Source organism: Streptomyces sp. GQ60 (assembly GCF_059758875.1).
The window spans coordinates 13,714-28,470 of record NZ_JCAXEG010000022.1; the positions used below are offsets into that span (position 1 = coordinate 13,714).

The window sequence follows — 14,757 nt, forward strand, 5'->3', positions numbered from 1 at the left end:
GTGGGCAGCACGAGTGGTCACGGAAACCTGGACACGCCCACCAGGATGGTTCCGGTGAGCAAGAGCCCAAAGCCCACTGCCATCAGGGAAAGGAGTACGTCCCCTGTCGGCGAGAAGGCGAACACCCCGAAAATGAAGCAGAGGCCGCTTCCCGTCAGCGTCTGACCGAGGCCATGAGGCACTGGACGGACGACCCGAGCGCGTTCCCACGGGTGGATCCACCCGGTGAGAAGCTCGACCACACCGCATATCGCTATGGCCAGAGCGAACGCGGTGAGCGCGCCCAGCCAGACGTACTGCATCTTGCCTCCTCGGTGACCGTCGTGGACAACACGCAGACCGGACAGGCATGTCCGTCATGCACCTGTCACCGGGCTGCTGCGAGGTCCGAGGAGTTCCGCGAGACCACGTCGGGTGGCCGCGATCACCACTCGGTCCTGAGCCTTGAAGACGTAGCCTGGGTGGAGGTTCCAGACGAGGCCCGGGAAGGAGTCGCGGTCGCCGTCCGGCGTCGACGCCAGGTCCGGGCGGCGTTCCTCAGGGGCCGCGGTGTCGAGGGCGATGACGCGCCAGGCCCCGGGTCGGAAGGATTCCGCGACGGTCCTTCCTTCCAGCTCGGGGTGACCGGCCACTTCTACCGCCGCGAACAGCAGGACACGGCGCTCCACGGGTATGGCCCCCAGGATCTGCCTGCCCATCATCGCTCCGGCGAAGGCGGGTGCCGCGAGGTGGGTGACGCTGCGGCTGCGGGTGAGGGCATCGGGGTGCGCGGTGCGAAGGGTGCGGTAGACGGCGGTGGCGAAGGCGTCGTCGTACAGGCGCAGAGCGACGCGTACGTCGGACCTGACGGTCCGGGCGTACAGCGCGGCTTCGAGGTTGGTGGTGTCGGAACTGGTCAGGGCGAGCAGAGCCCCGGCCTTGTGGATACGGGCACTCTCCAGGACCCCTTCCTCGGTGACGTCGCCCAGGACGACCGGGACACGCAGGGCTCGGGCGAGGGCGACTCCGCGTGCGTCCGGGTCAGCTTCCACGCACACCACCGGGATGTGCAGTTCGCGCAGCCGGGACAGGACCCGCGTCCCGATCTTGCCCAGCCCGAGGAGGACAACGTGCCCCGTCAGGCCCCGTGGCGGACGCCGGAGCGCGCCCGCGCTGCGGAAGGAGCCCAGTGCCTCCAGCGCTGCCGCCACCAGGACCGGCAGGAGCAGCATTCCGGTCAGTCCGGCGAGGAGTTGGAGGATCTGCCTTCCGGTGTGGTCGTCGACGGCGGGATCGTTGATCGCGAAGATGTCCAGCAGGATCATGTAGGCGGCGTGCACGAGATGGTCTCCGGTGACCCACCACGCCGCGACGGTCAGGACGCCGACGGCGGCCACCAGTCCGGCCAGCGACCAGCGAAGCCGCTTGGAGAAGATCGATCCCATGGGAGGCGCCGTCGTTCTCAGCCGGCGCGCGTTCGGCACGGGTCCCTCGTGGGTGACGGTCTCCAGCGCGATGATGCCGCGGCCGGTCGCCGCGGCCACCGCGCTGTCGTCGGGGAGCAGCTGGGGCCCTTCGCTCCCGCTGGCCTCCGAGCCTTCGCTGCCCGCAGGGTCGCTCGCGGTGGAGGACAGCAACGCAAGGGTGCACAGGCCGGGATCAGCGACCTCTCCCGGGCGGGGCGGTGTGCGTTCCGCGGCACGTAGCAGCAGTCCGTCGGCCTGCACCACCTTGCTGGTCCCCGCGACGGCGGTCGCGGCCAGGGCGGGTGCGGCCGTGTCGGCGTCCGACAGGACCGTGGTCGACGAGTCCAGTTCCCGCAGGTCGATACCGGGCTCCGCGACGATTGCCGCCTGGTCCAGGAGCTGTTCCAGATGCTGGCCGAGCTTGCGGTTGTACAGCCGGATCACCAGCCGCAGCCTGGGGTTGAGCCGACGGGCCACCAGTGCGGCTCGCACGTTGGTCTCGTCGTCCCCGTAGGTGAGTGCGAGGGCGGCGGCGCTCACCACGCCGGCCGCGGTCAGTGTTTCTTCGTCCGGTTCGGTCGCCTCGAAGAGCCGTACGCGCTGCGCGGCCGGGGGGTTGCCCGGGGACGGGACGGGTCGGCTGCGGGCTGCTGGTACCCGGCCGAGGAAGCGCCGGGCGAACTCTCGCTCTTCTCCGTTGCCGGGGCCGGCCTGCGGGGCACTGCTCGGCGGGGCCACGAGGGTCACGTGCTCTCGGTAGACGCCCTCGAGCTCCGCAGCCAGTCGGTGGGCCAGCCCGTCATCGCCGCAGACCACCATCCGCTGTGCGGGCTCCGGCTGTTGGCTGTGAAGAGAGATCGACACGGCCCTAGGTTGCACTGCCCCTGTCATACCTGGCCCCCCTCGTGGTCATGGCCGCCTCGGCTGATGGCCACAAGCGCATCGCATCTGCACGTGGCAACCGGCGGTGAGCCTGCCCTTCAAGGCGTGATCCTGCCCGCCTTCGTCGCAGCGTTCATTGCCGATTTCCGGCAGTCTTTACGTGCTCTTGATGCCGGTCACGATGGAACGGAACCGGCATGGCACCCTTGGGCGGAGTCAAGAACACGTCAAGACTCATGGGGGAGCGAGCGGTGGAGCGGACGGCTGCGGAGGAGTATCTGGCGGGATACGGAAAGATCCTTCTGGACGCCTGTGCCAGCGGCCGCCGACTCACCCGGGACGAGATCGAAGCCCGGCGGTCCGAGGGCGTACAGGCGGCCGAAGCCGGCCTTGCGCTGCGAGAACTCGTCCGCGCCCACCTCGTCGAGGCGCGAGAGGTTCAGGGTGCGCTGCCGGCCAGAAGTCGCGATCAGTTGCTGGCCGCCGTCGAGCAAGCCGTCGACGCGTTCGCCGAAGGCTATGAGCGGGCGCAACGGCTCGCGGTGCGACAAGAGGAAGCCGCTCGGCGTGAGTTCATCGACGACCTCCTGTACGGCGGCAGCGACTTGGGCCGCCTCGCCGAACGCGCTGAGAGGTTCGGGCTGCGGCTGTCACAGGCCCACGCGGTGGCGGTGGCCATCGGCCCGGAACCGTACGGTGACGGCTACCCGGTCGCGCGCGGCATCGAAACCGCCGTCCTGGCCCGGTTCGGCGACCAGAGCACGCTCCTCACCACCAAGGACGGACGCCTCATCTGCGTGGCGCCGGGAGACAAGCCGGAGGTGCTGGCGTTCTTCGCCAAGCAGGCGTATGCGGCGACCGACGGTGGCCGGGTTGCCGTCGGCCGCGCCCATCCGGGACCCGGTGGCGTTGTCCACTCCTATCAAGAGGCGCTGAACGCGCTCGACTTGGCGGACCGCATGGGCTTGGGCGACCCGGTGCTGCATGCCGCCGACCTGTTGGTCTATCCGGTGCTGACGCGGGACCGTCAGGCCATGGCCGACCTGGTGGAGAGCACGCTCGGCCCGCTTCAGCAGGCCCGGGGTGGTGCGCAGCCCCTGATCGACACCCTCACCGCCTACTTCGACAGCGGCTGCGTAGCGGTGGAGGCGGCCCGAAGGCTCTCGCTCAGTGTGCGGGCCCTGACGTACCGTCTGGAACGCATCCAGAGCCTGACGCAGATCGACCCCGGGGAGCCGTCCCACCGATACACCCTTCAGACGGCCGTCATCGGCGCCAGGCTGCTGGGGTGGCCCGCGAAGGAATGACGGAGCGGCTTGCTAGACGGGTCGCGCTGCACCCGGCCAGCAGGCCGCGTGAGGTGGCTCGCCCGGTCGTTGCCGAACTGGAGAGGCTAGAGAGCTGGTCACTCCCGAGCTGTGACGGTTAGGCCGCCACGGCGGCGAGCCCAGACTCGGAACCACTACCCGGGTAGGGACGGTCGAGGAGCCTGTCGACTCGCAGGACACTGCCTGGCACCGGCAAACCTGGAGCGCGAAGACCGACAGCAACGCCCCTGCTCTGACGGCCGCACCGTCGATAGAGTGACCAGGCCGCACCACGATCGGGCGACTGCTGTTAGAGGCCTCTCGCTCACAGCATGAACATTCCTGTACCGCTTGCCCATCTCCCTGGAGCCCGACCCATGAAATGGCAGTGGATTGGTCTTGCTGTCGTCACCCTCACCATGCTGCCGGCAGGCCTGGCTATGGCCGCAGACCGAGTGCCGGAGCGGCTGCGCGGCAGGCTGGCTCCCGTGAGGCCGCGCGGCTGGTGCCTTTTGCTGATCTATGCAACCGCACCCGTCAACGCGCTTCCCCGCCTGGCAGGGGCTTCTCCAGACCTCACGCTCGCGTGCACGGCAGCCGGCGGGGCCTTCGCCGTCAGCGGCTGCCTGATTCTGGGCTTCGCCACTTACACCCGTGAGCGCCGCCAGGCCGCGGCCCCTCGCGAGTGGTCCTGAAGCCGTGTCGCCCACACCGCATCGGACGGGCGCCGGGCGGCGTGAAGCCGTTTCGCTCGCCGTCTGGTGGGCCGTGCTCACCGTTGCCCTTTGGCTGCTGGGCCATGCGACGGGCTACCCGGTCGACTTCGTGTCGAGCACCGCGTCCGCCGCACTCCTGGCTGCCATCGGTGAAACCAGTGACTGGGTTCGCCGATGCTGGACGGTGCGGCGAAATCGGCGGGAAGAAGCGCCACGGCTCTCCTGAGGCTGTATGGGGCCTGTGCCCCAGTGGCAGTACCGGGAGATTCCAATCACGCTCGAGGGTATTCCGATCTTGCGGGCAGTGCCCGTTCCCGACGTGATCCCCGTGAGGCCAAGCCCAAGTCCAGGTTGCGCTTCTTTTCAACAGCCAGGGCAGTGGAGCGTCGGCGCTGCCGTGGGCGATGCCCCTTATGTTTTACTGACGGCAGTTCCGCACGCCGCATACTGCCGGATCCCAGCAAGCAGTTTCGCGGTCGTGACCGACTGGTACGGGCATCCGCATGCGAGAGGTACCGATGAACGGAAGCCCGGTGGCCCTCGCCCTCGCCCTCGCGACGGGGACCTTGCTCCTGTTGCCCTTCGCGATTGCCCTGCTCGTCGGTTGGACGCCGCCAGGGCTACGTGCGCGAGAGGTGAGGAGGCCGTATGCCCACGCGCTTTTGTATCTATACCTCCAGGTTCCGCTGAACACGCTGCCGCGGATGGCCGACTTGCCAAGGGGCGTTGTCACGGCGTGTGCAGCACTAGGCGTCGTCTGCGGCGGAATGGCGATCGCTTCTCTGGTGCGGGCCGTCAGAGCTGGTCACCGACTCGCGGCGGGCGCCGAACGGTGACTCCGACCTCTCGCCCCCCAAGCCCGGATACGGCTCCTCAACAGCGGCACCGAACTCCGCGTCGGCATGCTGCTTGCGGCCGTGGCGGCTGTACCACTCTCGCGTGGTACTTCTCCGATCGGCCCGCTGTCGTGGCGAACGTGTTGGCGCTGGCGGCCCTCGTCGTTCAGCCGAGCTCGGAAGTGGAGGCTTTCGTGTCGCGCTGGTAGATGTCGGGGATGCCGTCGGCGTCGGCGTCGAGGTTCTCTTCTTCGTACAGGCGTTTGTAGAGGGTGTTGCGGCGGCGGAGCAGTACGGCTGCCAGGACGGCGGCGGTGACGGAGGCGATGAGGACGGCCGCCTTGACGTGCTCACCTACGGCCGCACTGGGGAAGGCGAGTTCGCCGATGAGGAGGGCCACGGTGAAGCCGATGCCGGCGAGGACCGACAGTCCGAGGACATCGGCCCAGGCGAGGTCGGGGTTGAGCTCGGCTTTGGTGAAGCGGGCGGCGAGGTAGGTGCCGAGGAAGATGCCGACGACCTTGCCGACGAGGAGTCCGATGACGACGCCGAGCGGTTCGGGGCTGGTGAACACCTCTGCCAGGGCGGGGCCGGAGATGCTGACGCCCGCCGCGAAGAGGGCGAAGAGCGGCACCGCAACACCGGCGGAGAAGGGGTGCATCAAGTGCGAGACCCGGGAGGCGGGGGAGGCGGTTTCGTCCTTGTCGCGGGTGGTGCGCAAGATGAGGCCCATGGCGACGCCGGCGACGGTGGCGTGCACGCCGCCGTTGTACATCAGGGCCCAGACGGCGATGCCGAGGGGCACGTACCACCACCAGCCGCGAACGCGGTAGCGCTGGAGGAGGTAGAAGACGACGAGTCCGGCGAAGGCCCCGCCGAGCGCCCAGAGGTTGAGGTCGCTGGTGAAGAAGACCGCGATGATCAGGATGGCGCCGAGGTCGTCGACGACGGCGAGGGTGAGGAGGAAGGCGCGCAGGGCGGCGGGGAGGTGGGTGGAGATGACGGCGAGGACGGCCAGCGCGAAGGCGATGTCCGTGGCCATGGGCACCGCCCAGCCGTCAAGGCTGCCGCCGCCGGCCCAGGCGGTTGCGGCGTAGAGCGCGGCGGGCACGGCCATGCCGCAGAACGCGGCGATCACCGGGAGGGCGGCCGTGGCGGGGGTGCGCAGCTCGCCGACGACGAGTTCACGTTTGAGTTCGATGCCGGCGACGAGGAAGAAGACCGCGAGGAGCCCGTCGGCGGTCCAGTGCCCGACGGAGAGGTCGAGGCCGAGGGCGGGTATGCCGAAGTGGAAGTCGCGTATCGCCTCGTAGGTGCCGCTGAACGGGGTGTTGGCCCAGATCAGCGCGATCACGGATGCGGCGAGGAGGACGAGCCCGCCCACGGTTTCGGTGCGCAGGGCGGAGGCGATGGCCTGCCGTTCGGGCCACGGCATGAGGCCGAAGACGATACGCGGGCGCTGGTCACTCATGGGGGTGGCCTTCCGGGGGGGGTGTCGGCTGGAAATGGGCACACGGCCCCTAGGACGCCGACCAGACTTCCCGGCACACCGCGCGTCACCGGCAGCTCGGCTGCCCCTTTGACGCGTTCTTTACACCCTATGGGAGATGCCGGGATCCTGCCAGAGGGGTTCTCACCTGCTGAAACGCGGATGAGCGGGCTTGTACACGCCGCGCGAGGCGTGTACAAGCCCGCTCAGGAGCCGGGCCGCGGGGCGGTCAGACGGTGGTCTTCACCAGCTCCTGGTCGTCGTCCTCGTCTGCTTCGGTGTCCGTGTCGAGACCGGCGTCGCGGCGGCGGACGAACTCGAGGAACTTGTCCAGCTCCCGCTTGACCACGGGGGCGAGCAGGTACAGGCCGATGATGTTGATGACGGCGAGCATGAAGAGCACCGCGTCGGCCATGTCGATCAGGGTCTGCAGGGTGAGCAGCGAACCGGCGACCGCGAACAGCGTGTAGAAGACCTTGAAGGTCAGCTCGCTGGTCTTGCTGCGGCCGAAGAGGTGGGTCCACGCCTTCATGCAGTAGTAGCCCCAGGTCAGCACGGTGGAGATGGCGAACAGCATCACCGCGATGGTGAGGATGTACGGGAACCAGGGCAGGACCGTGCCGAAGGCGTCCGACGTGATCGTTACGCCGCCGACGCCGCCGTTCTGGCGGGCTTCGCCCCAGCTGGCCGGGTTGGCGATGACGATCGTCAGGGCGGTCATCGTGCAGATGACCACGGTGTCGATGAACGGCTCCAGCAGCGCGACCAGGCCCTCGCTGGCGGGGTGCTTGGTCTTGACCGCGGAGTGCGCGATCGGAGCCGAGCCGAGACCGGCCTCGTTGGAGAACGCGGCCCGCTTGAAGCCGACGATCAGCGCACCGAGGACACCACCGACGACACCCTGCGGGTTGAAGGCGCCCTCGATGATCGAGGAGATCGCGGACGGCACCGCGGAGACGTTGACCAAGATGACGACCAGGCAGGCGGCGATGTAGATGCCGGCCATCGCCGGGACGAGCTTGCTGGTCACGGAGGCGATCGAGCGGATTCCGCCGAGCAGGACGATGCCGACCAGGGCGGCGATCAGGATGCCGAAGAACAGCGCGCCGGCCGAGGAGCCCATCATGCCGCTGTCGCCGCCGGTGACGGAGACGAGCTGGGCGTAGGACTGGTTGACCTGGAAGAGGTTGCCGCCGAAGAGGCCGAAGAACAGGATCATCACGGAGGCGAGGACACCCAGCACCTTGCCCAGCTTCAGGCCCTTGGCGCCGAAGCGGTCGGCCAAGCCCTTGGGCAGGTAGTGCATCGGGCCGCCGGAGACGGTGCCGTCGGCGTGCACCTCGCGGTACTTCACACCGAGGGTGACCTCGACGAACTTCGTGGCCATGCCGAGCAGGCCACAGAGGATCATCCAGAACGTCGCACCGGGTCCACCGATGGACACGGCGACGGCGACACCGGCGATGTTGCCGAGGCCGACGGTGCCGGAGACGGCCGCGGTCAGGGCCTGGAAGTGGTTGACCTCACCGGCCGAGCCTTCCTCGTCGTACTTGCCGCGCACCACGTTCACCGCGAGGCGGAACTTGCGTATCTGCACCAGGCCGAACCAGCCGGAGAAGACCAGACCGGCCACGACGAGCCAGGCCACGATCAGCGGGATCTGTGTCCCGTTGACGGGGACGGAGTAGAAGACGATGTCTCCGAGCCACTTGGCGATGGGCTCGAAGAATCCGCTGACGGCTTCGTCTACGGAGGTGGTGATGGTGTCGAGTGACATCTGGCAAAACCTCGATGGCGCAGAGCCGGCGCAGTGCGGTGCGACGGCTGTGGATGCGGGCTTTGAGCGAACGCCGTTGTCCGGTCGGCGACCCTGGTCGTCTCGGTCCGTGGACTCGGAGCGGGACTTCCCTGGTTCGTACGTGGCCGGTGCGTGCCGGCTCTCTGCATGCGGCGAGGGGTGGTGCCGAAGCGGAGTTGCGTATTCATAGCACGGCCTTTACGAGATCTTTAGTGATGCAGATCACCGCTGCGGGCGGATGGCGTGCAATTCCCAGGGCCGGTGATGCGATCGTTATCCGGATTTGAGGTTTTGCTGAGCGGACGCGGCATGTGTGGCGAGGCCTCCGGGAGGCCGGCCACGGCGCTGAGGTGACGCGTGACGGGGTAGGGGAGTCCGCATGAACTGGCTGATCACCTTTGCGGGCGCGGCGTTGGTGCTCTTGGTCCTGCGGGACGTGTTCCACACCCTGTGGCACCCCACGCGCCACGGCGGTCTCAGCCGCCTGGTCATGACGGCCCTGTGGCGGCTGGCCGCCTCCTTGCCGCTGCGCAGCCGGGCCTCAGGGCTCGCGGGCCCCGTCGCCATGGTGATCGTGGTCGTGGCCTGGGCCCTCACGGCGGTTCTGGGATGGGCCCTTATCTACTGGCCGCGCATGCCGCGGGCGTTCACGTACGCCACCGGACTGGAGCCGGCCGACCACGCGGGATTCGTGGACGCCCTGTACGTGTCGCTGGTCCACATTTCCACCCTGGGGCTCGGCGACATCGCGCCCGCCGAGGGTTGGCTCCGCATCCTCGCCCCGATGGAGGCCCTCGTCGGTTTCGGCCTGCTCAGCGCCACGGTGGCATGGACGCTCGGCATCTACCCCGCGCTGGCCCGCCGCCGCGCCCTCGCACTCAGGCTCTCTCACCTCGCCCGCACCCATCCCACGACCGAGCAGATCGACGCCGCGGCGGGCGCGGCCATCCTCGACGGCCTGGCCGGGTCCGTCACCGTGGTCTCCGTCGACTTCCAGCAGTACGCCGAGTCCTACTACTTCCATGACGGCGACGACCGGACCTCTCTCGCCCGCCAGATCACCTGCGCGATGAACCTGGCGGACCAGGCCGCGAGCGCTCGTCATCCCGACGTCCGGCTGTCCGCTGCCGTGCTGCGGGCAGCGCTGGACGACTTGGCCGCCATCCTCGACGAACGCTTCCTTCACACCCGGGGCCCGGCACGGGAGGTCTTCGAAGCCTTCGCCCATGACCACGGCCGCCATACCGGTGAGGAAACGTGATGTGACGCTCGTCGGCCCCTCATTCCCGTCGGTCGTGCTCGGTTCGGGCGGCGTGTCGCCCGCTCGGGAGGGCGAGCAGGTGGCGAGGATCCGTTGCCCGGGTGATGGCGCCCTCCACCGCGGCGACCCGGTCGGCGAGCAATCCGAGCGCGGCGACCGCCCGGGTCAGCGGGTCGTCGTCCCGGCCTCCGAGGGCCTGGGCCCGGACGTACGCGGCGGTGACCCCCGCCCAGCGCTTCGCCTGGTTCGGGGTGAGGGTGCCGCGGAGGGAGGCGAGCTTGAGGAGGTTGGCCTCGGTCTCGGTGGTGAGGGTCTGGGCCTCTCCCGTGTAGTGGTCGTCGATGAGAGCGGTCAGCTCGGCGTCGTTCATGGCCGGCGAGATCCGGGCTGCGATCTTGTTCATGTTGCGGTAAGAGCCCTGGAGCCGGAACGGCGGCTCGGCCCGGCCCGCGTCGCTCTGAGCCGCGGAGGCGATGTAGGCGGAGTTGACCGCGAGGACCGTCTTGCGGGCGGTGAGGAGGTGACGCAGTACCGCAAGGATCCGGTCCAGTTCTCCCGCGGGATACGGGTGGGCCAGCTGGTCACGTCGAGCGGCGGGATCCCCGCCGGCGAGGCGGACAAGGAGCTCCAGGTCCGTGCGGTCGCGTCCGGCGAGCGGGGCGAGGACGGGGTTCGAGGTGAGTGCGTTCTCGACGAAGCTGAGCGCGAAGGCATCTTCCTTCCCCGTGAGGACATCGCCGAGGTTCCAGACGTCGGCACGGTTGGCGAGCATGTCGGGGACGCGGAAGTGCTGCCCGGACTCGGTGTACGGATTGCCGGCCATGCACACGGCGAACCGCTTGCCCCGCAGGTCGCGGCCGTCCAGGGTACGGGTCGTGTCGCATAGCGCAATGAACTTCTGGAGCAGTTCCGGCGAGGTGTGCTGGATGTCGTCCAGGTAGAGCATCACGTTGTTGCCGGCCTCCAGCGCGAAGGCGATCTTCTCCAGTTCGCGGCGGGCGGTGGCGTCTGGGGCGGCTTCAGGGTCGAGGGAGGTCGTGCCGTGTCCGAGGGAGGGGCCGTCGATCTTGACCAGGAGCAGTCCAAGGCGGTCGGCGACGTACTCCACGAGCGTCGTCTTGCCGTATCCGGGCGGTGAGATGAGCATCAACAGCCCGCTGCTGTCCGTGCGCTTGTCCTTCCCGGCCGCTCCGATCTGCCTGGCGAGGTTCTCGCCGATGAGAGGGAGATACACCTCGTCGACCAGTCGGTTGCGGACGAAGGAGGACATGACCCGCGGACGGTGGGCATCGATCCGGATCCGCTCGTTCTCGGCCGCGGAGAGGACGCCGCGCTGCCGCTGGTAGGCGCGGAAGCCCGGGACGTCCACCGCGGCGAAGTCGGTGGTACGGGCGAGGAATTCGTCCAGGCGCAGGACGAGGGAATGTCCGCTGATCCGGGGGTGGGCGCCGAGCAGCCCGGATACGGTCGCGGTGGCGCTGCCGGTGGCGTCGTAGCGGTCCAGGCCGGAGCACAGTTCGATGGCGACGGCCTCGGAGATGTCGTCGTAGTCGATGTCCTCGCCGCAGGCCGCCGCGTAGGACGTGAGCCAGCCTTCGACGAGCTGGCTGCGGGCGGCGAGGTCCGGGAGGGTGGCGAGGTCCTCGTCGTAGGGCGAGGCGCCCACGCTGCGGCGGAACTTGTCGAGGAGGGTGCGGGCCGTGGAGGACACCGCGAACCCGGCCGGTTCGCAGGCCAGCTCCTCGAAAAGGTACCCGGCTGCGCGGGCGGGCTCGGTCGTGTCGGGGGCGAAGACCGTGATCCTCCGGGCAAGTTCCACCTGGAAGGTGTCGAGCGCCGCACTGGGCCCGAAGGTGTCGCGGGCCCGGGCCAGGGAGATGGCCCGGCGGGTGAGGGAGGAGCGTTCCTCCGGGGTCGCGCCGTGTGCCCAGTACAGGGTGGCGGCCGCCCTGTCCCGGGGAGGGTAGCGCAGCAGCCCAGCGGTCTCGTGCAGGTCCAGCAGCACGCGCAGAATGGCGACCGCGTCGTGGTCGTGCACTCCTCTTTCGTAGCCCTCGTCGTACGCGGACTCGGTGGCCTGCCGGACCAGGAGATCCAGGTCGGCGGCGGCGAGCGCGGCGCTCCCGTGTTCGGCCAGCAGCCTGGTCGCCAGGTACTCGGCCCGGTAGACCCTGGCCGACTCCGACGGCAGCAGCCGGTCCCAGTACGGCCGCGTGGCGGCGAATTGCGGATCGGTGACGGGGCGGCGGTAGTCGGTGCCGGTGAGTGCGAACGCCAGGCCGTCCCCGTGCGGTACGAGGGTCAGCTCGGGGGACTGCAGGGTGACCGCGAACCGGTGTCGGCCGAGGCGGATCGTGTCGCCGCCGTCGGCGAACAGCTCCGCACGGTCGCGCAGCGCGCGCCCAGCCTCCTGACGGGCGGCCGAGAGCAGGCCCGCCAGCTCCTCCGCGCGCACGGTGTCACCCAGTTCGCGCAGCTCGTCGGCCGTGCGGCGGACCTTGGCCACCATGGGGTCGGAAGCGAAGTACGTGTGGATGCCGTCGGCGCTGTCCAGTGCCGCAGCCCGGCGGGCAATCGTCTCCAGCACGCGTCGGGCGGAGTCGGCGAGCTTCTCGGCACGCCGGGCGCGGGCGTCCTGGAGCGTCTGCCGACGGGTGGAGAAGGCGTCGTGGACCTCGGTGCGCTTCTCGGCGATCTCGGTCAGGAACCCGTCGTGCTCGGCGTAGCGCGCCTCCAGGTTCTCCAGCCGGAGCAGGAGGCGGGCGAGCTGGGACGCGCATTCCTCGGGCGTGTCGGCCGCCGTCAGGGCGGCGTTGACGGCCTGGCCGAGCAGGGCGAACTCCGCGGTGAACCCGGCGCGTCCCTCCCGGTCGAGCAGTTCCCGGAGCCGGGCCGCGACCGCGGCGAGGGCTCGGTTCACACCTGCGAGGACCTCGGCGATGCGCGTCAGGATGGCGGTACGGACGGTGGCGTCACCGGTGTCCAGATCCGCGACCACCTCGGCGAGCGCCTGAAGGCCGAAGCTCCGCTTCTCCAGGCGTTCGCGGAGGGGGACGGTCTCGGCGACGGTGGGGATCGCCCCGGCGTCGATGGCGAGCTGTCCGGCCTCGGCCGCGTGCGCGTCGAAGGCGTCCTCGCGCGAGAGGAAGGCCACGGCGCGTTGCCCGGCGGCTGTGATGTCGGCCGTAACGTCCCCGCTCAGGGTTTCGATGGCCGCGGTATCGGCGTACCGCATCTCGGCGAGCGTCAGCAGGTTTCCCTGAGCCCGGCGCAGTTCGGAGACGCGCTCGATCCACTCTTCGGCGGTCGCCGGGGACTCGCCGCGGACGCGGCGCACCAGTCGCGCGATGCTTTGGGCGGATTCGGCGAGGGCGTCGGCCGCCTGCCGGGTGAGGGCGGTGACGGTCGCGAACTCGTCGAGGACCTGCTCGGCGGTGGCCCGGACCGCCTCCAGCGAGCTGCGCAGGTCACCGGCCTCCGTGTCGCCCAGCCAGGGATGCCGGTCGGCGGTCCGGACGCAGGCGGCGAGCAGTGCTTCGTACAGCGGGCCGCCAGGCGTGGAGCCGGTCTCGGTCGCTTGCCGGGCCACGGCCAAGCAGTCGGCGATGCCCCGGACCAGGTCGGCGTTGCCGATTCGGCCGAGCGGACCGATCCCGGTGGGGGAGGGGTGGGTGTCGGAAGTGAAGGGGGTCTGCCAGGTCTGCACCGCGTGCGTTCGGGCCGGCGCGTCCGTACCGGCCCGCAGGACGACGAGGGTTCCGTCGTCGAACAGGGCGTGGCCGTGGCAGGAGATGGGCGCGGCCACCTCCTTGCGGATCACGTTGTACGGGAGCAGCAGGGTGCGGCCTTCGGCGCGGGCGTGGAAGGCGAACAGCACGTCCTCGCCGTTGGGGGAGCGGACGGTCCGCTCGAACTCCAGGCCCGATGGGTCCGCGACCGCGGGGTCGAAAGTCCGGACCGTACCGGAGCCGAGGCAGTAGCCACCCGGAAAGACGATGCCTTCGTCGTCCGGCAGCCGCCGGCAGGACTGCCCGATGCCGTCGAGTCGGACCACCGTGCCCGTCACGGAGTTGAAGACGAGGTGGCGCCGCGCTTCTTCCTTGTACGGCCGGATCCGGAGCAGGATGAGCGGTCCAACGGTGGCGTACGCGATCTCGGCGTCGGCTAGTGACTGGAGCGGTTCGTGGACGGGCTCGCGGTGGACGCCTTCCTCCGACTCGGTGTCGTCCTCGGTCTTCGCCGTGAGCGCGCCGCCGACCGTCGAGACGAAGAGGCGGCCGTCGATGGAGACGTGCGGGTGGCGGCCCTGGACGTGGTCCTCCCGGGTGGTATCTCGCCACTCCACGTCGTACGCCGGCGGGAGTGCGTGGTCGCGCTCGCCTTGGGCGTCCAGGAACCGGGCTCGGCCATCCGGGGTGAGCGACCAGCGCAGGACGCGGATGTCCTCGGCCAGCTGGCCGGTCCGGAACACGGCGAGCAGTTTGCCGTCCACCCGGCGCAGCTGGAGCAGCCGCGCTTCCCGGAAGTAGCGGTGGAGCGCGGTGAACTCCCTGACGAAGTCGGGGTCGTCGAGCAAGCCGGGGGCCGCATCGGCGGGGAGCGGGTTGAAGTCGAGGTCGTAGAGGACCAGTACGTCGGACACGACGCGGTCCGGACCGGTGGAGGCGGCACCGTTGCAGCCGAAGAGCAGGACATCTCCGACCGCGACGAGGTCGCGGGCCGTCCGGTTCTCCTTGGTGCGCAAACGGGCGGAGCCCGTGAGCGTGAGCCCGGTCGAGCCGAACTCCTCGATCCTGGCGGTGTTCAGCGCCTCCGTGCGGCGGGTGAGCTCCGTGGCCTGCGCCGTGAGTCGGTCGCGCAGCACCTCGTACGTTCCGGCGTCCATTGCGGCGTTCACCCCCGCCTTCGCCCCGGATACCGGCTCCGTCGCCGTGGCCGTACTCGTGGCCGTGGTCATCTGGTTCAGCTCCCGTCGTTCAAGGCGATGACGCGGTCGCGGAGCCGCCGCCCCCTCCGCGGCGGC

The 14,757-nt window shown here is 69.7% G+C and carries 8 protein-coding genes; 3 read left to right on the forward strand and 5 right to left on the reverse strand.

Translation table 11 applies throughout. From position 1 onward, the window contains the following. Nucleotides 1-17: 17 nt before the first annotated feature. Entirely contained in the window at nt 18-302 is a 285-nt protein-coding gene (locus AC6CKD_RS33450) for a hypothetical protein (RefSeq protein WP_498332570.1), read from the reverse strand. A gap of 54 nt (nt 303-356) precedes the next feature. Next, nucleotides 357-2,264: an NAD-binding protein gene (locus AC6CKD_RS33455; RefSeq protein ID WP_498332615.1), complete on the reverse strand. Its 1,908-nt coding sequence runs from the start codon at nt 2,262-2,264 to the stop codon at nt 357-359. A 299-nt stretch (nt 2,265-2,563) separates the two neighbouring features. Here AC6CKD_RS33455 and AC6CKD_RS33460 point away from each other — a divergent pair, with 299 nt between their 5' ends. Both AC6CKD_RS33460 and AC6CKD_RS33465 read left to right on the forward strand, forming a co-directional pair. Continuing rightward, nucleotides 2,564-3,634, forward strand: a complete 1,071-nt coding sequence (locus AC6CKD_RS33460; protein ID WP_498332616.1) for a PucR family transcriptional regulator — start codon at nt 2,564-2,566, stop codon at nt 3,632-3,634. 377 nt (nt 3,635-4,011) lie between these two features. After that, on the forward strand, nt 4,012-4,329 hold the full coding sequence (locus AC6CKD_RS33465) for a hypothetical protein (RefSeq protein ID WP_498332571.1): 318 nt from the start codon (nt 4,012-4,014) through the stop codon (nt 4,327-4,329). 1,023 nt (nt 4,330-5,352) lie between these two features. Here AC6CKD_RS33465 and nhaA read toward each other — a convergent pair. Continuing rightward, on the reverse strand, nt 5,353-6,657 hold the full coding sequence (nhaA, locus tag AC6CKD_RS33470; protein WP_498332572.1) for a Na+/H+ antiporter NhaA: 1,305 nt from the start codon (nt 6,655-6,657) through the stop codon (nt 5,353-5,355). Nucleotides 6,658-6,904: 247 nt separating this feature from the next. After that, the gene (locus tag AC6CKD_RS33475) at nt 6,905-8,452 is read right to left on the reverse strand and encodes an alanine/glycine:cation symporter family protein (RefSeq protein WP_498332573.1); all 1,548 of its coding nucleotides are present in this window, start codon (nt 8,450-8,452) and stop codon (nt 6,905-6,907) included. Nucleotides 8,453-8,852: 400 nt separating this feature from the next. On the opposite strand from AC6CKD_RS33475, the gene AC6CKD_RS33480 reads away from it, so the two are divergent. Then, nucleotides 8,853-9,734: a potassium channel family protein gene (locus tag AC6CKD_RS33480; RefSeq protein ID WP_498332574.1), complete on the forward strand. Its 882-nt coding sequence runs from the start codon at nt 8,853-8,855 to the stop codon at nt 9,732-9,734. A gap of 19 nt (nt 9,735-9,753) precedes the next feature. Here the strand turns inward: AC6CKD_RS33480 and AC6CKD_RS33485 are convergent, their stop codons facing one another. Continuing rightward, the gene (locus AC6CKD_RS33485; protein WP_498332575.1) at nt 9,754-14,691 is read right to left on the reverse strand and encodes a DNA repair ATPase; all 4,938 of its coding nucleotides are present in this window, start codon (nt 14,689-14,691) and stop codon (nt 9,754-9,756) included. Between the last annotated feature and the right edge of the window lie 66 nt (nt 14,692-14,757).